At 62.0% G+C, this 21,216-nt stretch carries 22 protein-coding genes and 1 pseudogene; 10 read left to right on the top strand and 13 right to left on the bottom strand.

Annotation, left to right across the window (positions count from 1 at the left end; translation table 11 throughout):
- Positions 1 to 54: 54 nt before the first annotated feature.
- The 4 genes from NKI70_RS26605 to NKI70_RS26590 are packed head-to-tail and all read right to left on the bottom strand — an operon-like array spanning position 55 to position 3,531.
- The gene (locus NKI70_RS26605; protein ID WP_352577915.1) at positions 55 to 618 is read right to left on the bottom strand and encodes a peroxidase-related enzyme; all 564 of its coding nucleotides are present in this window, start codon (positions 616 to 618) and stop codon (positions 55 to 57) included.
- Positions 615 to 1,100: a CMD domain-containing protein gene (locus NKI70_RS26600; RefSeq protein WP_352694337.1), complete on the bottom strand. Its 486-nt coding sequence runs from the start codon at positions 1,098 to 1,100 to the stop codon at positions 615 to 617. Before NKI70_RS26600 ends, NKI70_RS26605 begins: the two co-directional genes overlap by 4 nt.
- Positions 1,094 to 2,563, bottom strand: a complete 1,470-nt coding sequence (locus NKI70_RS26595) for an NAD(P)-binding domain-containing protein (protein WP_352725365.1) — start codon at positions 2,561 to 2,563, stop codon at positions 1,094 to 1,096. The genes NKI70_RS26600 and NKI70_RS26595 overlap by 7 nt, the downstream gene beginning before the upstream one ends.
- Positions 2,560 to 3,531: a LysR family transcriptional regulator gene (locus NKI70_RS26590; RefSeq protein ID WP_352725363.1), complete on the bottom strand. Its 972-nt coding sequence runs from the start codon at positions 3,529 to 3,531 to the stop codon at positions 2,560 to 2,562. The genes NKI70_RS26595 and NKI70_RS26590 overlap by 4 nt, the downstream gene beginning before the upstream one ends.
- Positions 3,532 to 3,744: 213 nt before the next feature.
- On the opposite strand from NKI70_RS26590, the gene NKI70_RS26585 reads away from it, so the two are divergent.
- The gene (locus NKI70_RS26585) at positions 3,745 to 4,815 is read left to right on the top strand and encodes an NAD/NADP octopine/nopaline dehydrogenase family protein (RefSeq protein WP_352508384.1); all 1,071 of its coding nucleotides are present in this window, start codon (positions 3,745 to 3,747) and stop codon (positions 4,813 to 4,815) included.
- Positions 4,816 to 5,174: 359 nt separating this feature from the next.
- A complete protein-coding gene (locus NKI70_RS26580) occupies positions 5,175 to 5,717 on the top strand; it encodes a hypothetical protein (protein WP_352694343.1) in 543 nt (180 codons plus the stop codon).
- On the opposite strand, the gene NKI70_RS26575 is transcribed toward NKI70_RS26580, so the two are convergent.
- The 3 genes from NKI70_RS26575 to NKI70_RS26565 all read right to left on the bottom strand — a co-directional run bounded on the left by NKI70_RS26575 (position 5,664) and on the right by NKI70_RS26565 (position 9,446).
- On the bottom strand, positions 5,664 to 6,944 hold the full coding sequence (locus tag NKI70_RS26575) for an MFS transporter (RefSeq protein ID WP_352694358.1): 1,281 nt from the start codon (positions 6,942 to 6,944) through the stop codon (positions 5,664 to 5,666). The genes NKI70_RS26580 and NKI70_RS26575 overlap by 54 nt on opposite strands.
- Positions 6,945 to 7,046: 102 nt before the next feature.
- On the bottom strand, positions 7,047 to 8,456 hold the full coding sequence (gene chrA, locus NKI70_RS26570; protein WP_352694345.1) for a chromate efflux transporter: 1,410 nt from the start codon (positions 8,454 to 8,456) through the stop codon (positions 7,047 to 7,049).
- A gap of 9 nt (positions 8,457 to 8,465) precedes the next feature.
- Entirely contained in the window at positions 8,466 to 9,446 is a 981-nt protein-coding gene (locus tag NKI70_RS26565; protein WP_352725362.1) for a chromate resistance protein ChrB domain-containing protein, read from the bottom strand.
- 439 nt (positions 9,447 to 9,885) lie between these two features.
- Here NKI70_RS26565 and NKI70_RS26560 point away from each other — a divergent pair, with 439 nt between their 5' ends.
- Positions 9,886 to 10,704 (top strand): DUF1259 domain-containing protein, encoded by an 819-nt coding sequence (locus NKI70_RS26560; protein WP_352577921.1) that lies wholly within the window; start codon positions 9,886 to 9,888, stop codon positions 10,702 to 10,704.
- A gap of 287 nt (positions 10,705 to 10,991) precedes the next feature.
- On the opposite strand, the gene NKI70_RS26555 is transcribed toward NKI70_RS26560, so the two are convergent.
- On the bottom strand, positions 10,992 to 11,165 hold the full coding sequence (locus NKI70_RS26555) for a hypothetical protein (RefSeq protein ID WP_352517435.1): 174 nt from the start codon (positions 11,163 to 11,165) through the stop codon (positions 10,992 to 10,994).
- A 132-nt stretch (positions 11,166 to 11,297) separates the two neighbouring features.
- Between NKI70_RS26555 and NKI70_RS26550 the strand changes: the two genes are divergently transcribed.
- From NKI70_RS26550 to NKI70_RS26520, 7 genes are all read left to right on the top strand, one after another.
- Positions 11,298 to 11,771 carry a chromate resistance protein ChrB domain-containing protein gene (locus NKI70_RS26550; protein WP_352517436.1) on the top strand — a complete coding sequence of 158 codons (474 nt, stop codon included), beginning with the start codon at positions 11,298 to 11,300 and terminating at the stop codon, positions 11,769 to 11,771.
- Positions 11,772 to 11,828: 57 nt separating this feature from the next.
- On the top strand, positions 11,829 to 12,182 hold the full coding sequence (locus tag NKI70_RS26545) for a hypothetical protein (RefSeq protein WP_023802351.1): 354 nt from the start codon (positions 11,829 to 11,831) through the stop codon (positions 12,180 to 12,182).
- Positions 12,183 to 12,236: 54 nt separating this feature from the next.
- Positions 12,237 to 13,130, top strand: a complete 894-nt coding sequence (locus tag NKI70_RS26540) for a DUF1259 domain-containing protein (protein WP_352577922.1) — start codon at positions 12,237 to 12,239, stop codon at positions 13,128 to 13,130.
- Positions 13,131 to 13,175: 45 nt separating this feature from the next.
- Positions 13,176 to 13,970, top strand: a complete 795-nt coding sequence (locus NKI70_RS26535) for an ABC transporter ATP-binding protein (protein WP_352517438.1) — start codon at positions 13,176 to 13,178, stop codon at positions 13,968 to 13,970.
- Positions 13,957 to 15,324: an ABC transporter permease subunit gene (locus tag NKI70_RS26530; RefSeq protein ID WP_352725360.1), complete on the top strand. Its 1,368-nt coding sequence runs from the start codon at positions 13,957 to 13,959 to the stop codon at positions 15,322 to 15,324. The genes NKI70_RS26535 and NKI70_RS26530 overlap by 14 nt, the downstream gene beginning before the upstream one ends.
- Before the next feature lie 34 nt (positions 15,325 to 15,358).
- The gene (locus NKI70_RS26525; protein WP_352694354.1) at positions 15,359 to 16,033 is read left to right on the top strand and encodes a LamG domain-containing protein; all 675 of its coding nucleotides are present in this window, start codon (positions 15,359 to 15,361) and stop codon (positions 16,031 to 16,033) included.
- Positions 16,034 to 16,221: 188 nt separating this feature from the next.
- Positions 16,222 to 16,995, top strand: coding sequence for a sulfite exporter TauE/SafE family protein (locus NKI70_RS26520; protein ID WP_352725385.1), 774 nt, complete (start codon positions 16,222 to 16,224; stop codon positions 16,993 to 16,995).
- Positions 16,996 to 17,217: 222 nt separating this feature from the next.
- Here the strand turns inward: NKI70_RS26520 and NKI70_RS26515 are convergent.
- The 5 genes and pseudogenes from NKI70_RS26515 to NKI70_RS26495 form a co-directional block, all read right to left on the bottom strand.
- Positions 17,218 to 17,322, bottom strand: a pseudogene (locus NKI70_RS26515) (YqaA family protein); the annotation flags it as partial.
- 36 nt (positions 17,323 to 17,358) lie between these two features.
- Positions 17,359 to 18,342 (bottom strand): oligopeptide/dipeptide ABC transporter ATP-binding protein, encoded by a 984-nt coding sequence (locus tag NKI70_RS26510; RefSeq protein WP_352577925.1) that lies wholly within the window; start codon positions 18,340 to 18,342, stop codon positions 17,359 to 17,361.
- On the bottom strand, positions 18,335 to 19,348 hold the full coding sequence (locus tag NKI70_RS26505) for an ABC transporter ATP-binding protein (RefSeq protein WP_023722128.1): 1,014 nt from the start codon (positions 19,346 to 19,348) through the stop codon (positions 18,335 to 18,337). The genes NKI70_RS26510 and NKI70_RS26505 overlap by 8 nt, the downstream gene beginning before the upstream one ends.
- The gene (locus tag NKI70_RS26500) at positions 19,345 to 20,256 is read right to left on the bottom strand and encodes an ABC transporter permease (RefSeq protein ID WP_023722127.1); all 912 of its coding nucleotides are present in this window, start codon (positions 20,254 to 20,256) and stop codon (positions 19,345 to 19,347) included. Before NKI70_RS26500 ends, NKI70_RS26505 begins: the two co-directional genes overlap by 4 nt.
- A gap of 4 nt (positions 20,257 to 20,260) precedes the next feature.
- Positions 20,261 to 21,202: an ABC transporter permease gene (locus NKI70_RS26495; RefSeq protein WP_352693710.1), complete on the bottom strand. Its 942-nt coding sequence runs from the start codon at positions 21,200 to 21,202 to the stop codon at positions 20,261 to 20,263.
- Positions 21,203 to 21,216 lie beyond the last annotated feature (14 nt).

Below are 21,216 nucleotides of genomic sequence, written 5' to 3'. Positions count from 1 at the left end.
TGGTTGGTGCCCTTCACAGTGTGGGACGGAGTGCCTTGACCGCATGCGACATCATCACCCGCTCTCCGCATGGCCGAGAACGTGCATCAGCCGGTTCGCCCAGCCGAAGATCGATATGGCGTGGATCAAGTCGATGATCTCGCGGTCATCCATGCCAACTGATCGCAGCGCGGCGATATCGTCTGCCGTCGCTTCCGACGGCGCCGCCGACAGGCGGCGGGCAAAGCTGTAGATTGCCGCATCGCGGGGCCCGAGCGCTTCAGGTTTGTCGACATAAAGTGCGGTGACCACTTGGTCGCTCTTGGTCAGCTCTGCATGCCTGCGGGCGTGGACAACGGCACAGAATTTGCAGCCATTGACGATCGAGGCGCCCAAGGCGCCAAGCTCGCGATCGGGACGGGCGAGCCCGCCTTCGACATACATGATCGCGTTGAACAGGACGGTGCGGGCAAGATAGCTCTCTGGGTCGTGGGCAAGGGTGCGCACATATTCCGAAACCTTCTTGGCCGATGGCGTGACCTTCATCGCTTCAAGCTGTTCCGGCGTGGCCTCGGACAGCTCGACCGGCGCGATGTACGGACGCCAATTCAATGGCTTCAGACGAACCGACGAAATCATGACGACCTCATCAATCGCAAGCCGGTCGCCACCCGCGTCTGGAAGTTGACGAAGGCAATCAGTTCGGAGAGCGCGACGATCTGAGGATTGTTCAATCCAGCCTTCTCCAGGAGAGCGATATGGCTCGCTTCCGCCTTTTTCGGCGTCAGGGTGATCAGGTCAACATGACGGACGATGGTCGCCAGGGGTTCAATCAAATCCGTTTCGCCCTGGGCCAAAGCCAGAAGCTGCTCGGTCGGACCTAGCTGAGCCAGCTGCACATCATATTCGGCCACCAGGACCGGATCGGCGTTCAGGGCGGCCATTCGACGGGCAAGAGCAACACGCAAATTCGGCGCCAGCCCCTGATCGGTTGCCGGCTGCAGCACCGAGAGGCGACATTCTTCTGCCCCTCGCACGAATTCGGGCCGAAACCGCCTTGCGGCGAAAAGGGTATCATCCGGTGAAAGGCCGGCAGCCTTGTCCATCGCGTCGATCACCACGCGGCCTCCTTCTGCAGCAAGGGAGTTGAATCGACCCATTCGTCGCCCAGAAGTTCGGGCGTGTCGTAAGCGATCAGATTGGCGAAGTGGGTTTCGACATCCTCGGCAAACAGCGATGCGGCAATGCCGCGGACGAGACGGTCGGCCCCGGCGCTGACGGCCGGGATGTCGCCGGAGACCTTGCCATGGGTCAGCATCGCGGCGTCGTTGAAGCAGTGGATATGCGCCAGCATCGGGCAGGAGCCGGAGACGCGTTCGCGAAACTCGAAGGCCGGACCAAGATCCGGCGCGTCCGACATGCCTGCACGAGCCGGCCCCATATCCGGCCTATATCGGCCATCCGACCAGGTGCGGATATGTGGGGCGATCGCCGCAAATTCCGGGCGGCCGCTGAAGTCATTTGAAAAGCCGGTTGCCGCGATCAGGAAGTCGTAGCGCATCGGCCCCTGCGTGGTTTCCACCAGCAGGGTCCCTGCCTCCTCCTTCACCGCAACTATGCCGCAGTCGAGAAGGAACCGAGCATTGGGGTGGCGAGACACGCGGAGTGTCGATGAACGCGGCGGCGGTGTCTGGGTCGAGGCGGTATAATCGAAGAATTTCCACTTCCAGGCGTCGGGCAAGTGATGCATGCCGAGTACAACACCCGGGCTGCCAATGCCGGTCAGCTTGTTGATGCGCGGCATTTCCTTGCGCCGGATCAACATGTCAACAGAGCCGGCTCCCGCCTCGAGTGCCGTTGCGGCATTGTCCATGGACGAGGCACCAGCGCCGATCACCGCCACGCGCTTGCCTTTCAGCGCGTCGAAATCGATGTCGTCGGCAGAATGGGCCCAATAGGCGCGATCGATGCCGCTGAGGAAATCGGGCACGGCAAAACCGCCCAACCCGGACCGACCAGTGGCCAGAACGAGACGACGGGTGAGAACCCGGCCGGTTTCCGCGCCTTCGATATCGATCGCAATCAGATCTCCAACGGCTGCCAGTCCGGTCATGCGCACGCTGTTGCGCACCGGCAGGCCAAGAACCTTGCGGTACCAGACCAGGTAGTCCATCCACTGGCCCTTGGGGATTTTGTCCAGCGACCGCCAGGCCTCAACGCCCCATTGCGCCGTGAACCAGGCGCGGAACGTCAATTGCGGCAGGCCAAGCGATGGACCGTGCAGGGTTTTCGGCGACCGGAGCGTTTGCATGCGGGCAAACGTTACCCATGGTCCTTCGAGCCCGGCCGGAGCCGCATCATAGGCCACGACATTGGTTATCCCGGTCAGCACCAGCTTTGCCGTGGCAGCAAGTCCGCACATGCCGGCGCCGATCACCACGACATCACGGACCGGCACGCCATCGTGCGAACGCGCGGGAACCCATGGCTTGGCGGGCAGTTCGAGAAAGTCGAGATCCTGCGCGAACTGCGCTTCGAGCGCAGCAAGACCTGTCGGCGTTGGCGCGGCGGGGGTATGCTTCATATTCCCGTTCCGTGATTTGTGCCGGATGCAGGATCGCTCACCAATTGGCCAGCGAGGGTCGGATCTAGTTTCTTGGAGCCGACGATCGACCGTTCAGCCACCGCCTCGACCGCATCCATCAACGCCTGCGCGACTGGACGAAGGGGGCGTTTCTCGGCAGCCACAACGCCCCAATAGAAAAGAACGGTCACGTCGATCGGGCGAATGACGACCCCAGGCAGGGCCACGCCATAGGCGGTGAGGGGATCGATGACTGCCGCAGCGCCAGTCTGGCGCACGATCTGCAACGCGCCGTACGCGGTATTGGTCCGGATCACTGGCCCGGTATCGATGCCCCTGGCCGCCAATGCCTTGGAGACATGCAACTGGAAACGTAGGGGGTTGAGCAGTGTGGCGACGCGGCGACCGGCAAAGGCGGAAAGCGGTATCACGTCAAGTTCAGCCAGCGGATCGTCCTCCCGCACGGCCGCAACATCAGGCGCCGAATAGAGCCGCAGGACATCCAGACCGGGCGTATCGAGCGGCAGGCTCGAAAACCCGATCTCGGCACGTCCGCTGCGCACCTCCTGGGCGACGATCGAGGGGAGAAACTGCCCGAGATGCGTCTCGTCTGGAAGCTCGACACCTTTGAGCTCGGCCATGGCCGTCGGGATCAAGCCAGTACCGATCGCAGAGGTCGCAACGATTTGCAGAATCCGACCTTTGCCGGCGGCAATCATCTTGGCCCGCGCCGCTAGCTCGGTGAAGGACATCAGCAAGCGCCGCGCCTCCTCCTCGAAGGCCACACCCTCCTCGGACAACTGCACCCGCCGACCAAGACGGTGCAGCAATTCGAAGCCGAGCTCTGCCTCGAGATCCTGAATGGTGCGTGTCACTGCAGGTTGGGAACGACCGAGCATGTCAGCCGCCTTGGTAATGCTGCCGCTGGCAGCAACCGCAAGGAAGCTCTGAAGGTCGCGGGTTTCCATGTTCTCTCTACATGCGCAATCCGTATGATTGACATCGTCTCATTCATTTTTGATATATGTCAAGCGGAAACGAATATTCGCTGAGACATGTTGCAATCGCGGGCTCAGGCCGGAATCCCATCGCCAGAAGCCGACGATGGCAGATGCGGCTCCGATTTGTGGAACCTCCTAGTGAGAAATGGAGGCTGCAATGCCCGCAACAGGAGGGAACTTATGCGCGTAAGCATTCTTGGCGCCGGAGCGATTGCTTACGGCCTTGCCGCCTATCTGGCCGAAGCGGGACATGACCCTATGCTTTGGTCGCCTTCCGGAGAACGCACCAAGGCGCTGGCCGCCGGTGGATTGCTGAAGGCTACCGGAGCTATCAAGGCAACGACTAAGGTGCGCATCGCCAAGGATTGCGAAGACGCCATTGCCGATGCCGACGTCGTCATAATCGCGTTGCCGGCTTACGGGCACAAGATGGTGATGGACGCTGCCACTCCTTATCTAAGGGACGGAACGCCGGTTATCATCAGCTCGCACAGTTCCTTTGGGGCACTGTATCTCTCCAAGCGGCTTGCGGACCGGAAGGTTAGCCTGCCGATCGTCGTCTGGGGTACCACGCTCGTGACCGGGCAACAGCGCGGGCCAGCCGAAATCGATGTTGCAACCGTTCGCCAGAAACTGGATGTCGCGACGCTGCCTTTCAGTGCTCAGGACCAAGGGTTCGAGCTTTGCACGAGCTTGTTCGGCGATCGTTTCGTCAAGCGCGACGGCATGCTTGCGATCGCGCTCAGCAACCTCAATCCGCAGAACCATCTCGGGATCGCTCTTCTTAATCTCACACGCATGGAGAAGGGAGAACAGTGGAGCCAGGCCGGAAACGTCACCCCGGCTGTCGGCCGCTTTATCGAGGCTCTGGACGCGGAACGATTGGCGATCGCCGCCCGTTTTGGAATTGCCGTGCGCACAGTTGAAGAGCATTTTTCATTGTCGTTTCACGTCCCCATGGCCACCGTTTCGGAAATGAACCAGGAGATGGATCGCCAAGGCCGCGGCGGCTTCGGCCCGTCAACCATCGAAAGCCGCTATATTCTCGAGGACGTTCCGTTCGGGCTGCTGCCGACCGTTTTGTTGGGGAAGATCAGCGGAAATTCAGCGATTCTCCATGAATCTGGAATTGCCATATTCTCGGCGGCTTACGGTCGCGATCTTAAGGGAGATAATGATATTCTTCCCGCGCTGGGCTTCGAGGGAATGGCAAAAGCGGACCTCGAAAACCTTTGCCGTAAGGGATTTTAACAAGTTTCCACAGTGGACTGGGACATAGGCCAAGTGCCCGAAAAACCACCGGGGCTAGTTGCCGGCGAGCACGACATGCAGGTTCCTCGGCGAGCGCCGGGAGATGTCTCCAGGAACTCAGCACGTGATCAAATGGTCCCGCCCGGCGGTGTGAGTGGGTCTGTAGCAGGGTCCGTCATCGAAACCCAGTGCGGCATGGTTCCATCAGTTGCCAGATGCCTGAACATTGCATCAACTGCGCAGGCGCTTCGCGCCTCCATCAAGATACCGGCCATGCAGACGCCGACAGTCCGGAACAACGAGTGTCGTAGCCCGTTCAGGATAAGTGGTTCGTCCACAATCAGCTACGCGAGATAGACATGTTCCAATTTCTAACGTTGGCAGGGACCATCTTGGGTCTGACGATGTCGCCGGCGCAGGCCGCCAGTGATGCGGATCAGGCTGTCGAACAATTTCACCGTACCTGTCTGGCCGAGGGTCCCAATTTCGAGCGCATGATAGAGACCGCGCACGAACGCAGGTGGACACTTATTGCCGAAGCAGGCTTCGCCGAACTCGCGCCAATCGCTAATCCAACCTCAGTGGAGGCATGGCTGGTGGCCGAAGCGGAGGAAGGATTGCCAGCAGGAACCATCATCGGCACCACCAAGGCAACGATGAGCGGCAAACCGGTGCAGACGTGTACGCTGGCATTTCCCGATATCGATCAAGAGGCATTTCGGAAGAGTTTCTTCACCCGTACGGATGCCGAGAAGATTGCCGAAGATCGCGATACGGAGGAGTTCTCGCGTCTCTACATCCTCGTTGCCGGCGGACGTAAGCAATTTGTCCGGCTGGTGGTCCTGCCTTCAACGCCACCAGGAAACCCGCGCGTCGTTGCCAGTTCGATCATGGCCGACTGACATGTCATTCCTCCCGCCCCCGTGCTCCTCTGGAGGGCGAACACTGCGAAATGTCGCGAGCAGCAGAAGGTCGTAGATAATTTTCAGCCCACCGGCGATGATCAGGGGCCAGCCGAAGCTGGAGACGGCAAGGAGAGCCCCTGCGAGGACTGGACTGGCGGCCGCCGCGAGGCTGCGGGGGACGGCGGTGATGCTCGCCGCGGCAGCCCGCTCTTCGGGCGTCACCACGGCCATGACGTACGATGTGCGGGTCGGCACGTCCATCTGCGACAGCGCGCTTCTAATCAGCAGAAGAGCGATAGCCGGAGCGACGCTCGGCATGAACGGGATGAGCACCAGACAGAGGCTCGACGGAAGGTGCGTAAACACCATCGTGTTTATGAGTCCGATCTGCTGGGAAATTCGCACAGCGACCAAATAGGACGCAGCCGAAAGGACACCCGTCCAGAAGAAGATTGCGCCGGTCGCGGCGAGCGACAGGCCGAACCGTTGAAAGAGCCAGAGGGCCAACAACGATTGGACGACGAAGCCGCCTGCGAAAGCGTCGAGGCTGAAGAGCGCTGCGAGTGACAGAACGATGGAGCGAGACCTGCGCAATGGCTGTGCCGACACTTTGCCTGCATCAGGCGCGTCACTCGGCAGCCGCCGATAGAGGAGCACCGCCGCCAACCCAAGTGAGGCATAAAATAGAAAAGCTGCCTGGAGGGCCTGCTTCATTTCCAGGCCGATGGCGTCGCGGAGAAAGTCGGGCGCTCCTGCGGCCAGCGCTCCGACGGCGCCGGCGAGAGAGCCGATGAGGCTGTAGCGCGCAAAGAGCGCCGTGCGGTCGCGGTCGGTGACGCTCTGCGCAAGCTGCGCATGTTCGAGCGGTAGAAACACGCTGACGTCCCCTGAAGATGGGTTCAGCGTGCCGACGAACGCGATGAGAAGCAGCGGCCAGAAGTCGTGAACGACAGCGAAGACGACCCCCGTTGCTATCATCAGGACAGCCGCTGCGGTCAGCAGCGCTCGACGGGAGAAGCGATGCGCGACGATCCCAACAGCCAGGGTGAGGACGGCTGAGCCCGCGAGCGTCGCCGTCGACAGGGTTCCGATCTCGAAGGCGTCGAAGCCGAGCGTGGCCAGATAGGCGGGAAGCAGGATGCTGACCAGACCGTCACCGAACGCCCGCAGTCCCCTTGATATCAGCAGGTTCGCAGCAGTCGGCTCAGCACCGGCAGGAAGCAGCCTGAAGCGCCGCTTCGAAATAGCTTTGCGCAAACCGTGCGCGAGCCACTGTAACGTCAACGATGCCTCCTCACCACTGGTAAGCGGCGCTGGCTGCACGGGTTAGATCGCTCCCGTTGCCATCCCGTAGAGCAGCCCGAGGATCGAACAGCCGGCGAGCACCGGGAGCATACCGATCTTGAAACGGAACACCGCCAGCAGCGCACTCAATGTCAGGACGAGCGACGCGATGTTGACGGAGCTGGGCACGGGCACATCGACCGTCATGCCGAACCCTTTGACCTCGCCCAGTGCTCCAAACAGAACGTGAAGCGCGAACCACACCGCCAGGTTCAGGATCACGCCCACCACGGCTGCCGTTATGGTCGCCAGCGCGGCGGACAAGGCCTTGTTGCTGCGCAACGTTTCCACGAACGGCGCACCGACAAATATCCAGAGGAAGCAAGGTGTGAAGGTGACCCAGGTGGTGAGCAGGCCGCCCAACGTTCCAGCGAGCAGCGGATTAAGCGATCCCGGCGCTCGATACGCGCCCATGAACCCGACGAACTGGGTCACCATGATCAAGGGGCCAGGCGTCGTCTCCGCCATGCCGAGGCCGTCCAGCATCTCGCCTGGCTTCAGCCAGCCATAGGTATCGACAGCCTGCTGCGCCACGTAAGCGAGGACGGCGTAGGCGCCTCCGAAGGTCACGACCGCCATCTTCGAGAAAAAGACCGCGATATCGGCGAAGACATTGCCGGACCCGAACAGCACGAAAAGGCCGAGGACAGGTGCCAGCCATAGCACCAGAAACACGCCTCCGATCTTCAACGACCAGCTGACCGGCGGGCGAGCATGGGCAGGAATGCCTTCGCCGAGCGCCGATTCCGCGTCGGCGACCTGCTTGCCGCCGACCTTGCCATCGCCGTTGCCCGCCATGAACGCTGCCAGCCCGGCCCGCCCGCCGACGTACCCGATCACTCCGGCCGTCAGGACAATGAGCGGGAATGGGACATGGAACAGGAAGAGCCCGATGAAGGCGGCGGCGGCGAGGCCTATCATGACTTTGTTCTTGAGCGCCCGCTTGCCGACCCGGATAACCGCCTCGAGCACGATGGCGAGGACGGCGGCCTTCAGACCGAAGAAAAGCGCCTGCACCGCGCCGACATTGCCAAAGATTGCATAGATCCAGCTCAGCGCCATGATGGCGATCACGCCCGGCAATACGAACAGCGTGCCGGCCACGAGCCCGCCTCGGGTTTTATGCAGGAGCCACCCGATGTAGACGGCGAGCTGCTGGGCCTCCGGTCCTGGCAACAGCATGCAGTAGTTCAGCGCATGCAGGAACCGCGTCTCGCCGATCCAGCGCTTCTCCTCAACGAGGATGCGATGCATTACCGCGATCTGGCCGGCCGGGCCACCAAAACTCAGCGCCGCCACACGCGCCCAGACCCGCACTGCTTCGCCGAAGGGGATGCCATGCGAAGGGTCATCACCGAGCGCATTCGGATGGACGGCACGAACGCTGGTCATTGGTTCCCCTCACCCGCGCTTCTGGCGGAAATATCGATAGAGGTTGTCGAACACCGAAGCACCCTCGGCGATCCGTTGCTCGTCTTCCGCATTGGCCATGGCGATCCCAGCGATCAGGCTGGCGATGCCGGTGGTTTCCTCGCGACTGAACTTGCCGTCCTTGAGGTCGATGTCGTGAACAATCTCGGCGATGGCCTGCAGCGCCGGGTCGACTATGCCACTACGATTGAGCAGTACCTCGAAGCTGCAGCAGTCCCCTTCATGGGTGATTTCGCCTTCGAACATGTCGAAGCGCAATTCGCCCTCCTTTGGCACGTGTCCCTTGCCCGCCACGAAGCGGATCGTTGCATCGGCATCGATGAAGCGATGGATCAGCCAGCTGCAGGCGATGCGGTCGACATGCACGTCCCGCCGCGTGACCCAGGTCCGGCCCTTGACCTCACCCAGCTCGGCCGTCTTCTTCGGTTCCTTGGTCATGGCCTTGTCCTCTATAAGCTGAGCCTCGAGCTCGGCGATCAGTCCCTCGGCGGCGAGCCGCCCGCTGGCGCCGAAGAAGTCGATCGCCACGACTTCGGCAAGCCGCTTGCGCATTCGACCGAGTTGCGCGCGGGCATCCGCGCGCCGATCCTCGGTCTTGTCGGAGTCGATAGCCGCCGTTAGATCGCGCGCTGCCTTGGCGATCTCTGCATAGTCGATGTCCCGCGCGGCATCGAACAGCGCCCGAACCTGTGCGTCCGTCAGGCCGTCGATCAGACGCGCCTCACACACCATCGCCTCACCGCCACCGTCGATAATTTCCTTCAGGAGCCATTCGAAATCCTCCTGCGTTTCTGCATCGGCGGGCAGCGCATAGACTGTGCTTTTGACCGCAACTGCGCCGATACCCTGCAGCCGCCGCCAGATCTTTACCCGGAAATAGGCTGGTTTGGTCGGCAGCTGATGGATCAAGAGCAGCCAGCGCTGCTCGGTCCCAAGTTCCCCTTCGCTCATCAGCACACCGTATCACCGAGAAAGGCAAATGCAACACTTGTATCATATTATATTCAGGCGTAGCGTTGACGTCTCGCAGACTGTCTCGCTGATGCCTGACAGGAGGTGCCGAAATGACAGCCTCGGGTGGGGCTAGCCAGTCAGGATCATCCGCGACTCGGGCCGTCGGACGCACCGCAGCTACGCTCATGACTGCCGGCATGATCATCGGAACGGGTATTTTCGGTGCCCTTGGTGCGACCGCCGAGCGGGCCGGTCCCGCCCTTCTGCTGGCAATGATCCCAGGTGGGCTGGCTGCTTCGTACTGCTCTTTTTCATACCACCCCTGCACCTATAATTGGAATGGTGACGCTGGCGTTGGCGTTCGGCACTCGATTCATTGTGTGGCGCCAACGGAAATCGGGTTCGGTTAGTGCTCGATGAAACGAGGAGGTCTAAGATGCTCGATACCCAAGCTATTGAATCCCTTACCGGACTGAAGGGACAGACCACGGGTGACGTGCTCAAGTTATCGGTCCCGCGCAGTGAAGTGAGAATGACCCTGGACGGCTTTGAGATCATTCCGTTTATGGGCCTCACCTCCTGGGTTAGTTTTAAACAGGGGGCGCATCACGCCACGCTGATGGGTGACATCGTCGTGCTCGAAGATGAAATCGAGGACGCGATGGCCGCAGCGATCCAGGCGAACCTTTACGTAACAGCCCTACACAATCATTTCGTCCGCGAGCAGCCGCGCGTGATGTTTATGCATGTCGAGGGTACGGCTGATGAAACTGCGTTGGCGACAGGAGCGCATAGGATTTTTGAAGCGATAAAGATCGTGCGCCAGAAGCATCCTGTCGAACCCGCCATCAAGAAAGTGAATAGTAGCTTGGACGCGCCGCCGCTTGAGGCGATTGTCGAGCACAAGGGCGAGAGCAAGGATGGCGTGCTCAAGTTTGTCCTGGCGCGCCCATCCGTGCCCGTCGTCTGCACACGCTGTGGTGAGCTCAATATTGATGCCGCAATGGGCTACAACACATGGGCAGCCTTTCAGGGCACGGACGAGCGCGCCGCGGTCTGCGGCGACTTTGCGATGCTGGAAAATGAAGTCCGTTCGGTCATCCGTGAACTGCAAGCTGGAGCGATTGGAGTAATGGCGGTGCACAATCACATGTTCTTTGAAGACCCGCGGATCATCTTCTTGCACTACTGGGGCATCGGCAATGCTCAGGCGTTGGCGCAGAGCTTGAGGCGGGCGCTCAACACGCAGCAATAGTCTGTCGCTGTCGCCACAGGAGTCATGCGACCGCCGCGCGCTCGCGATATAATGGCAGCGGAAATGTATCGAAAGCCAAGAACTTCGGCGCAGCGCGCTCGGGTTGGCGGCGCGACGGCGGTGGGAAGGTCGGCCTGGGTGGCGGTTCCGTCGAAGTTGCCATATTCGTCGATGCTGGCAGGGCCGAACGGCACATCTCTTCGGGACAGCCGTTGGCATCGATCCAGGTCGATGTCACGGCGGACCCCAAACATGGATGTGCGGCGGGGTGGGCCAAGATCGAAAACCTATCTCCGGATCAGCGGCCAAACGCCGAGCAGGATAACCGCCAGCGCTGCGCCGATGTCCAGAACGTGTCCCGTCTTGGCCCGCAAGATTTCGGTGCGCGCCATCAGATCTTCACCCGGAGAGGCCGGCTTGCTCGGCAGCTGATGGATAAGGAGCAGCCAGGGCTGTTCCATTCACTCATAAGTGAACCGTATCACGGGTAAGATAAATGTAACACTTGTATCATTCTTTAACCAGGCGTAGCGTTGGCGGTCTCGCAGCAGTAGGCCGCGCTGAGTGGCGCCAACCAAAAGGGAGACAAGGCCATGAAATGGGTTACCCGCGAACGTCCGGTGATCGACCGTATTGCTTGTCCCTGGCTGATCGCCCGCTTCATCGACACGGAGCCAGAATTCCTGTTCGTGCCGCCGGATCGGGTGATCCCAGTTGCCCAGGAGACGGGCGCTACACCCTATGACGTGCCCGGTGTCGAGTTCACGCATGTGGGTGACGGCTGCAGCTTCGATACCTTCGTCTCGAAATACGGCCTCGAGCGCGATCCGGCGATCGTGACGATCGCCTCGATCGTGCGCGGCGCCGACACCGATCGGCACGATCTCATGCCACAGTCGGCGGGACTGCTTGCGATCTCCATGGGGCTCCGGGACGTCACGCCGGACGACCATGAGGTGCTGAGGCACGGCTTCGTCATCTACGATGCCCTTTATGCCTGGGCCTCGCGCCGCAAAGCGGAGACGCACAGCTGGCCGCCGGCCATGAAGCCTACGGCGGCGGCCTGAAAGATGATTACCCTCGAAAGAAACAGCCCGGGAACTGCTACGGTTGGTCGGCGGCTGATGGCCGCCATCGCCTTTGGCTTCAGCCTGATTGCTGTGAATGCCGCGGACGCGGCGGACACGTTCCGGCACCTCAAGGGCAAGGAGATCAAGGCCAAGTTCGCCGGCATGGATTTCACGGACGACGTTCATTGGGCGGATGCGTTCGGCCGCGACGGACGGATCGTGCGCTACGACATGGGCAAGAAGAACGCCGGCAAGTGGCGCGTCGAGAAGGGGCAGCTCTGCATTTCCGTTGAAGGCGAAGAGACCTGCTATCAGGTATGGATCTCAGATACCGCAGTACAGCTTCGTGACCCGGATGGGACGTTCTTCCTGGAGGGCGTGCTGCAGAAGCCCTCTGCACGCGACTAGCGTCTCGGATTGAAAGTCATTGGGCATATTGGGGCAGACCACAAGGAGAAATCCATGCGTGCAAAACTCATCACCGGCGCAATGCTGATAGCGATGTCGGCGCTTCTCCAACCGGCGTCAGCGGCACCCGATTGGCAAACTGTCGCGCAGACACTTGGCAAATCCGGATCGGAAATGCCTGGCGGCGTTTATAGAGTTGGCTTGCCACGAACCGACCTGAAGGTATCGCTCGACGGCATATCCCTGAAGCCAGGCTTTGCGCTCGGAGGCTGGATCGCCTTCGATCCCATGGGAAATCAGGCAATGGTCATGGGCGACATCGTTCTGACGCAGGACGAGGTGAACCCGGTCATGAAGAAGCTTGAAGAAGGCGGCATCGAGATCACCGCGGTGCACAACCACCTGCTGCGCGCGCAGCCGATGACGCTCTACATGCACCTCTTCGGCCAAGGTGATCCGGTAGCACTCGCCACAGCGCTTCATGCCGGCTTGGCTCTGACGAAGACGCCGATGGCTGCATCCGCCGGTTCGCAGGCGGCGGCCGCTTCGAAGATCGAGTTCGACACGGCGGGTGTCGACCAAGCTATTGGCTACAAAGGCAAGGCCAACGGCGCGGTCTACCAGTTCACTATACCGCGCGCAGAACCGGTCGAAGAAAATGGCATGGATGTGCCGGCCGCCCTGGGCTCCGCCATAGCGATCAACTTCCAGTCGACTGGCGGCGGCAAAACGGCGATCACAGGTGACTTTGTGCTGACTGCCAAGGAGGTCAATCCGGTTATCAGGGCGTTGCAAGGCAACGGCATCGAGATCACGGCATTGCATAGCCACATGCTCGATGAGCAGCCGCGGCTCTTCTTCATGCATTTCTGGGCGAACGACGATGTGCAGAAGCTGGCGAAAGGCCTGCGCGCAGCCCTCGACAAGGTCGCCGTCAAAAAGAGCTAGATTGGGCGTCCGCGCGCGCGTCCAACGGCGGAGTTCGGCCGGGCAATGCCCAATCGCACGCCGGGAGGGAATCAGCCGATGTTGATGCGAAGCCGGATGCCTGACAAGGCGCAAATCGCGACACCGCCAGCGAGCGGAGTCGCCCTTCGGGTCGACGCCTTGACAAAGCGCTACGGCCCGCAAACAGCGTTGGCGGACGTTGCCTTCACGGTCGAAGCCGGCGAAGTTCTCGGGCTCATCGGACCGAACGGAGCCGGCAAAACCACGTTGCTCGAAGCAGTTGCCGGCGTTCTTCCCGCCGACTCGGGGACGATTTTCTGGCACGGCGCCCCTCTGCCACCCGCATTGCGCCGGAGATCGATCTTCTACCTCCCCGACGGCCTCCGGCCGTGGCGCGACCAGTATGTCGAACGGGTGCTCGCGTTCTTCGCCGGTGTTTACCGGACATCGGACCTCGACGTCGCGGACACAGTTAGGGCGGTCGGACTTGCACCGGTGCTGAACAAGCGGGTGCTTGCATTGTCCAAAGGGTATGCCCGTCGACTGATGTTGGCGCTTGCCCTGATTACGCCGCATCCACTGCTGCTGATGGACGAGCCCTTCGACGGCTTCGACTTGCGACAGACCCGCGAGATCATGGACGTGCTGCGCAAGGTTGCGGCGCAGGGGCGCAGCCTCGTCCTCGCCATACACCAGCTGCTCGATGCCGACCGCATATGCGACCGTTTCGTCTTGCTCGCAGAAGGCCACGTGCGCGGCGTCGGGACCTTGGGCGACTTGCGGGAGCGTGCGGGGATCCTCTCCGGTGGGTTGGAGGAGGTTTTCCTTGCGCTCACCTGAGGCAGCGGTACCGCTCGACGCTCCCTTCGGCCCCTTGCTGGCCAAGGAGCTGCGGGAAATGGCGAGCGGCCGGCCGCTCTGGACAATGCTGCTGATGCTCTGCCCTCTCGTCGGCTTCAGCTTCTTTCAGGCCGTGTCGCTCTACGGCGAAACGAGCGCTACTGCCCTCACCTCGCCTGGGCTCGCGAGCGCACTATCCCCGCTGGACGGCGTACTGGTTCCGACGTTCGGCGGCTTCTACGTCGCCGTTACGCTGCTGTTTCCCTTTGTTGCCATACGCGTGCTCGGCAACGAAAAGGAGTCCGGCGCCTTGCGGCTCCTGATCCAGCTGCCCTATCGACCGCCGACTTTGATTGGCGCCAAGCTGGTCGCCGTCTTCGCAGCTTGGCTCATTGCCAGTATCCCTGCGCTCTCTGCGCTCGCGATTTGGGAGTTCATGGGCGGACATCTGTTCGTCGCCGAGACCCTGAATCTTGTTCTCGGACATCTCCTCTACGGCCTGTTGGTCGGCGCCATCGCGTTATTCGCAGCTGCGCTTACCGAGAGCGCGGCAACCGCGGCGATTGTCACACTCGGCTTCACACTCGGATCGTGGGTCATCGACTTCGCGGCGGCCAGCCAACCCGACCTCCTTGGCTGGTCGTCGCGGCTGTCGCTCACGCAAACGCTGCACACCTTTGAGCTCGGATTGTTGTCGCTCAGTCTGGTCGTCGGGGTGCTTGCGGCGATTCTTGGATTTGCCGCACTCGCTGCCATCTGGCTCCCCATGGGTGCTACCGTGCGCATCAAGCTTGTCCGTTCGCTCATCTGCCTCGTGGCGACCTGTCTTGTGATGGTCGCGGCTACCCAGATCAGATGGTCGGCCGATGCGACCGAGGACCGACGGAACTCTTTCTCGCTTGCCGACCAACAGGCCCTGGCGCAACTCAGCGATCACTTGACCGTCACCGTTCACCTGGCGCCCGAAGACCCCCGGTACGCCGATTTGCGAACAAACGTCCTATCGAAGCTCGAACGGGTCATTCCACGGATTGTCATCCGTTTTGCAGGCGACCAGCAGAGTGTTGTCGGCAGCGCAAGCGATGAGTCATATGGCGAAGTCGAGTACAGCTATGGCGGCCGGTCGGCCGTCAGTCGATCTACCGGCACCGCAAATGTACCCCTGCCCGTGCCGGCGACCGGGGCCGGCGATTATCCCGGCTATCCGCTCGTCGCGGCTCCGTGGATCGCGCTTCCCTGGTTCGTCGGCGGCCTGCCGCTGCTCGTCTGGGTTGCTTGGTGGCGGAGCCGCCGCGCACCGGCCATCAAATACACTTCAAGCCAGAAGGAGATCAGCCGTGAACATCTTACATAGCCTCAAGACAATTGCCGCGGCAGGTGTCGGCTTGATGGCCTTGCTGCTGCCCGCTTCGGCGGGCTCGCCGGACATCGTCAATTTTTCGGACGAGGAAGTTGGCACAGATTCGAAGGCGATGCCCGGCGTGGTAGGCATTTGGCGGATCGAAATGGAAGGCGACAACAAGGTGTTGGCCGTCGACGGGCGCCAATGGAAGGAGGGACAGACTTCCGCTGGTCTCGCAGACAAGGCGCGGGCCCTCTATGGGGAGCGGTACGCCGAGTTCCTCGACCGCGTCCAGGCCTATGCATACTTCCCCTATGCTGTTCTTGAGGGCGTGCCGGATTTCCGCGATGGAGAGATCGCCGTCCGTTTCGAGGGCATCAGCGGCCGCATCGACCAGGGTGCAGGGATATTGTTCAACCTTAAGCCCAATGGCGACTATCTCACGATTCGCGCCAACCCTCTGGAGAACAACCTTGTGTTGTGGAAGTTCGAAAAGGGGAAACGCTCGTCGGTGACCTGGGTCAAGAACACCCCAACCTCAACCCATGAATGGCACGACCTGAAGGTGCGCATCGCCGGCACCAAGGTCGAAGGCTATGTCGACGGCAAGCTCTACCTGCAGGACACGCTGCCTGAGCCGGTGACCGGGCGTGTTGGCTTGTGGTCGAAGGCCGACAGTCACGTGTATTTTGATGACTTCACCGTAACTCCGGCTGGTTAGGCGGTACGCTTTCAACCAGCTTTCAAAGGTATCGGCGGTACGGTGCGCCGGAGTCCGGTCTTCCGGGCGCCCGCGTTTGGCCCGGTAACGGGTGATTATTTCCATTGCACACGAGACTCAAAAGGCGGGCCGGGTTTTTGCGAACCGATGCGTTCGGAACGATCGAAGGCCCGCTTCGTTCTGATCCGATGGACTGGATTAGACTAGGCCTCCTGGCGTTGGCGGGGTTCCTCACCTGGGCGCTGAACACCCTCTCGGCCGGAGGCGGAGGTCTATTGCTGATCCCCGCCGTGACTTTCATCACAGGCAGCGCGGCGGTTGCGCCGGTCATCACCTTGACCGAGCTCATCGGCAATCCCATCCGCGCCCTGGCGTTTCGGCGCAACATCGATTGGAGCCTGGTCCGTTGGTACCTGCCCGGCGCCATCGCCGGCGCCGCGGCGGGCTCCTGGCTCTTCGCCAACAGTCGGGCGGAATGGCTCCAGATACTCATAGGGATCTATCTGATCAGTGCTGTCTGGGAATTTCGCGGCGGCGCGCGCGAGCGGAGCTATCGAGCCCGCTGCTGGTGGTTCCTCCCGGCCGGCCTGATCGTCGCGCTGTTGTCGGCGCTGATGGGCACGGTGGGACCCGTCCTGAATTCGCTCTATCTGAACTACGGTTCGGAGAAGGAGACGTTGGTCGCCACGAAATCCGTGAACTCGTTTGTGACCGATGTCGTCAAGGTCGCGGTATTCACCGGACTCGGGACGCTCGGTGGTCAGGCGGCCATATACGGCGCAGCCGCGGGTTTGGGCGCCGCGCTTGCCAATCTGCTGGCCAAGCCCTGGCTCGAACGCCTGAGTGGAAGACAGTTCCGCGGCCTTGTGGTCGCGCTCATGGCTGTCAGTGGAGCGCTGATGATCTGGAACCAGCACAGCTTGGTTGTGCAGGCCTGGCGCGCGGCCACAGGAATGTCTTAACAATGTCCATGTTGGCTGGAGCCCTTCGCGCGCTGTACCGTAGCTTGGTTGGCCGGTCCCGCGACGCGCAGAGGCTGGCAAAAGGCCTGCGCGCAGCCCCTCGACAAGGTCGCCGTCAAGAAGGGCTAGGCTTCCCGTCCGCCTGTATCAGACGTGGCTCTTGGGCTGGCTCCTTCGAACCAGTCGGGCCTAACCCGCTCAGGTTGGAGAAGCTTCGCGAGGTCAGATGACGCTCAGCGTCACGGCGGCAAGAACAAGATAACGGCCGACCTTGGCGGCAGTGACCAGCAAAAAAAGCTCGCGCAGGACACCGGCAATGACAGTCAGCCTCGCGAAACGCGTTGGGGGCAGAAACGCCATCTTTCAGATAACCGGGCGGCGGCCGCTATCGGCCAGATGACAGGCTGCCACGCCGCCATGCGGCACCGATCGCAGCATCGGTTCCTCGACCCGGCAGACATCGATCGCCACCGGACAGCGCGTGTTGAACCGGCACCCCGGAGGCGGCGCGCTGGGACTTGGCGGATCGCCGGCGAGAATGATCCGGCGGCGCCCGGCTTCGATGCGAGGATCGGGAGAAGGAACAGCCGACAGCAGCGCCTGGCTGTAGGGATGGGCCGGCTCGCGAAACAGCGGGCGGGTCAGGCCGGCTTCCGAGATGCGGCCGAGATACATCACCGTCACGTTCGAGCAGACCTCGCGCACGATCGCCAGATCATGCGCGACAATGACAATGGTCAGGCCAAGCTGTTTCTGCAACGACGTGAACAGGTTGACGATCTGCGCCCGGATCGAAACGTCGAGCGCGCTAAGTGGCTCATCGCAGACCAGTATGGACGGCTTCAGCGCGAGCGCGCGCGCAATCGAAACGCGCTGGCGCTGGCCGCCGGAAAGCGAGCGTGGAAGCCGATCGAGCACCGTCTCAGGCAGCGCAACCAGGTCCAGAAGCTCGGCGATGCGGCGCCGGCGCTCGACTGATGAACCGAAGCGATGAATCTGCAGCGGCTCCTCCAGTGTCTGGTAGACGGACTGGCGGCGGCTCATCGACCCCAACGGATCCTGGAAGACGAACTGGACTTCGCGGCTGAACGACTTCCTGTCCGATTTCAGCCATTCGGTGCGATCCCTTCCCCCGATCAGGACGGTGCCTTCGCTCTCCTTCTGCAAACCGACGATGGTGCGCGCCAGCGTAGTCTTGCCGCAGCCGGACTCGCCGACGATGCCGTGGAACGCGCCGCGCGCGACCGTCAGGTTTATGCCATCGACCGCCCGCACCGCGCCGACACCCGAACGGTTGGCGAAATGGACCTTTAGTCCCCTGACCTCGATCGCCGCGACATCAGACATGGACGGCGATCCCCTCTCGTTTCAGCACGACCGGGCAAGCCACACGGTGCGGGCTCGTCGACGCGGATATCGTCTGCAGCGGCGGCCGGTGCTGCCGGCAACCGGCTTCGACCAGTTCGCAGCGCTCGGCAAACCGGCAACCCGGTTCCAGCCTGATCTGGTTTGGCGGCAGGCCAGGTATCTCGCGGGTCGCCGCGCGTTCGTCGGCGCGAAAATCCGGCACCGATGCGAGCAGCCCGCGCGTATAGGGATGGACTGGCCGGGTCAGCACATCCATCGCCGTCCCCTCCTCCGCCACCTGGCCGGCGTAAAGCACGATGACGCGATCGGCGACGGAAGCGACCACGCCGATATCGTGCGTGATCAGCACGACCGCGATGCCATCCTCGCGCTGGATCTGACGGATGAGCTCCAGGATTTGCGCCTGGACCGTGGCGTCCAGCGCCGTGGTCGGCTCGTCTGCGATCAGCACGCGCGGCCGGGCCGCCAGCGCCAGCGCGATCATCGCGCGTTGCAGCATGCCGCCCGACATTTCGTGCGGATAGCGGTTATAGCGATCCTCGGGGTCCGGGATGCCGGAGCGCGCCAGAAGCGAGACCGCTTCCTTGCGCGCTGCCTCATGCGACAGGCCAGCGAAACGGCGCGCCTGGCGTGCCAGCTGCGGGCCGATTTTCAGCATCGGGTTCAACGCGCTCATCGGGTCCTGGAAAATCACGCCGAAATAGCGCCCGCGCAGGTCCGACAATTGCCGGGAACCGATGCTGAGCAGTTCGCTTCCGTCGGCTCGCGCCGACCCTTTCATGTCCACGGTCACGCCCTCGGGCAGCAGGCCGAGCGGACCGAGCGTCATTACGGTCTTTCCCGAACCGCTTTCGCCGACGACCGCGACCGTTTCTCCGGGACGGACGTTGAACGACACCCCGTCGACCGCCCGCACAGAAACGGTGGTGGCGTAGAGGTCGATGACCAAATCTTCGATCGAATAGATTGGCTGAGCGTCGCTCATGCTGAAGTCGTTCCCGTTTCGACGGCGTTACGCTCGGCTTCTTCGCGAGCGCGCGCCCTTCGGCGTCTGCGCAACGTCGCGCCGCGAACCGGCCGCGGCACCTTTTGCAATGCGAAGGCTTCGCCCAGAAGGTTAAAGCTGACCACGACCAGCGTCAGCGCCAGACCGGGCAGCACGACGAGGCGCGGCACCTCCTCGATGTAGCTCATGCCGTCGACCAGCATCTGGCCCCATTCCGGTGTCGGCGGTGCGACGCCAAGTCCGAGAAAGCTGAGCGTGGCGATGGCCAGCACAAGAGCGCCGGCGTCGGCGCTTGCATAGACCACGACGAGGGCAAGCACATGCGGCAGGATATGGCGAACAAAAATCCACAGATGGCCGGCGCCCATCACGCGGGCCGCCTCGATATAGGGCTGCTGCAGCTCGGCGGTGACGACGGCGCGGCTCATGCGGGCATAGTTCGCCCACCACGCCAGGGTGAGCGCCGTTATCATCGACCAGTAGCCGGTGCCCAGAATGCCGATCAACGCCAGCGCGATCACCAGGCTCGGAAGTGCCAGCGCAATATCGATGATGCTGATAAGGACGAGCTCGACACGGCCGCCGACATAGCCGGCGAAGGAGCCGATCGTGACCCCGATCGCCAACGCGGCCACAAGCACGATCACCATCGCCACCAGGGAAATGCGGGCGCCACCGACGATGCGGCTGAAGACGTCTCGGCCGAGATAGTCGGTGCCGAGCCAGTGGTTCCAGCTCATGCCCTCCAGTGTCGCCGAATAGTCCTGCGCACTTGGATCGTAAGGCATGATAGCAGGAGCGAAGATGCCGATCAGCACAAAGCCGATTACGGGGAGCAGCACCAGCCACGGCCAGTCCTTGATGTCCCTGATAGCGGAAATGTTCATCGCCTCATGCTCCCCGCGCCCGGCGCATTCGCGGATCCGCGACGATGCAAATCATGTCGACGATGAAATTGACCATGACGAAGAAGACGACAAACAGCAGCAGCACCGACTGCATGCCGATGAAGTCGCGGAAGCGGATCGCCTCGATGAAAAAGGCACCGACGCCGCGCAATGCAAATACCGTCTCGACGACGATCGATCCGATGATCATCAGCGTGAATTGCGCGCCGAATGTCGTCAGGAACGGAATGGCGATGTTGGGCAGCGCCTCGCGCAGCAGCACCTGCGTTCTGGTATAGCCCTTGGCGAAGCCGGTTGTCGCAAACGGCCGCGACATCGCTTCCTGGAGGTTGACCCGAACGACGCGGCTGAGAACGGAGGCCGGGAACAGCGCGATCGTCACCCACGGCAGAAGCCATGAGGTGAAGCCGCTGGTCCCGAAGGTGGGTACCCAGCCCAGCATCACCGAAAACACGATGACCAGCAGCGCCGCCACGAAGAAGTTCGGGGTCGACGCGCCGATCAGCGAAAATGCATGGAGGAACCTGTCCATCACGCCACCATTGCTGACGGCGCCGGCAATGCCGAGCGCGATCGAGAAAATGAAGGCGAGAATGCCGCCGCCGGCAAGCAGAGCCGCCGTCATCGGGATGCGGGCGGCAAACTCCGACGAGATCGGCTTTCCCGTTCGCAGTGAGATGCCGAAATCCCCGGCCAGCGCGCCGGAAAGCCAGCGTCCGTAGCGGATCGGCAACGAGTCGTAGAGACCGAGCTCGTTGCCAATCTTGGCGATCATTTGCGCGTCAGCGCCAGGACCTGCCGCACGCTCGGCAATGAGCGCCGCAACATTGCCCGGAGCCGCCGCAACCAGGGCGAATGTCAGCGCGGATGCCGCCAGGATCAAAAGGCAGGCAAGCAGCATCCGTCGCAGGATCGTGCGTTTCATCGTCAGGCCTCACT

Source organism: Mesorhizobium sp. M0500 (genome assembly GCF_040321165.1).
GTDB lineage: Bacteria > Pseudomonadota > Alphaproteobacteria > Rhizobiales > Rhizobiaceae > Mesorhizobium.
This window is presented reverse-complemented; position numbering and strand designations above follow the sequence as displayed.

Coding starts and splice junctions, on each gene's coding strand:
- NKI70_RS26520 (WP_352725385.1), top strand. CDS start 16,222: ATGGACTGGATTAGACTAGGCCTCCTGGCGTTGGCGGGGTTCCTCACC.
- NKI70_RS26495 (WP_352693710.1), bottom strand. CDS start 21,202: ATGAAACGCACGATCCTGCGACGGATGCTGCTTGCCTGCCTTTTGATC.
- NKI70_RS26510 (WP_352577925.1), bottom strand. CDS start 18,342: ATGTCTGATGTCGCGGCGATCGAGGTCAGGGGACTAAAGGTCCATTTC.
- NKI70_RS26560 (WP_352577921.1), top strand. CDS start 9,886: ATGCTCGATACCCAAGCTATTGAATCCCTTACCGGACTGAAGGGACAG.
- NKI70_RS26595 (WP_352725365.1), bottom strand. CDS start 2,563: ATGAAGCATACCCCCGCCGCGCCAACGCCGACAGGTCTTGCTGCGCTC.
- NKI70_RS26585 (WP_352508384.1), top strand. CDS start 3,745: ATGCGCGTAAGCATTCTTGGCGCCGGAGCGATTGCTTACGGCCTTGCC.
- NKI70_RS26525 (WP_352694354.1), top strand. CDS start 15,359: ATGGCCTTGCTGCTGCCCGCTTCGGCGGGCTCGCCGGACATCGTCAAT.
- NKI70_RS26590 (WP_352725363.1), bottom strand. CDS start 3,531: ATGGAAACCCGCGACCTTCAGAGCTTCCTTGCGGTTGCTGCCAGCGGC.
- NKI70_RS26545 (WP_023802351.1), top strand. CDS start 11,829: ATGGCCGCCATCGCCTTTGGCTTCAGCCTGATTGCTGTGAATGCCGCG.
- NKI70_RS26500 (WP_023722127.1), bottom strand. CDS start 20,256: ATGAACATTTCCGCTATCAGGGACATCAAGGACTGGCCGTGGCTGGTG.
- NKI70_RS26550 (WP_352517436.1), top strand. CDS start 11,298: ATGAAATGGGTTACCCGCGAACGTCCGGTGATCGACCGTATTGCTTGT.
- NKI70_RS26580 (WP_352694343.1), top strand. CDS start 5,175: ATGTTCCAATTTCTAACGTTGGCAGGGACCATCTTGGGTCTGACGATG.
- chrA (WP_352694345.1), bottom strand. CDS start 8,456: ATGACCAGCGTTCGTGCCGTCCATCCGAATGCGCTCGGTGATGACCCT.
- NKI70_RS26565 (WP_352725362.1), bottom strand. CDS start 9,446: ATGAGCGAAGGGGAACTTGGGACCGAGCAGCGCTGGCTGCTCTTGATC.
- NKI70_RS26540 (WP_352577922.1), top strand. CDS start 12,237: ATGCGTGCAAAACTCATCACCGGCGCAATGCTGATAGCGATGTCGGCG.
- NKI70_RS26555 (WP_352517435.1), bottom strand. CDS start 11,165: ATGGAACAGCCCTGGCTGCTCCTTATCCATCAGCTGCCGAGCAAGCCG.
- NKI70_RS26605 (WP_352577915.1), bottom strand. CDS start 618: ATGATTTCGTCGGTTCGTCTGAAGCCATTGAATTGGCGTCCGTACATC.
- NKI70_RS26505 (WP_023722128.1), bottom strand. CDS start 19,348: ATGAGCGACGCTCAGCCAATCTATTCGATCGAAGATTTGGTCATCGAC.
- NKI70_RS26535 (WP_352517438.1), top strand. CDS start 13,176: ATGCCCAATCGCACGCCGGGAGGGAATCAGCCGATGTTGATGCGAAGC.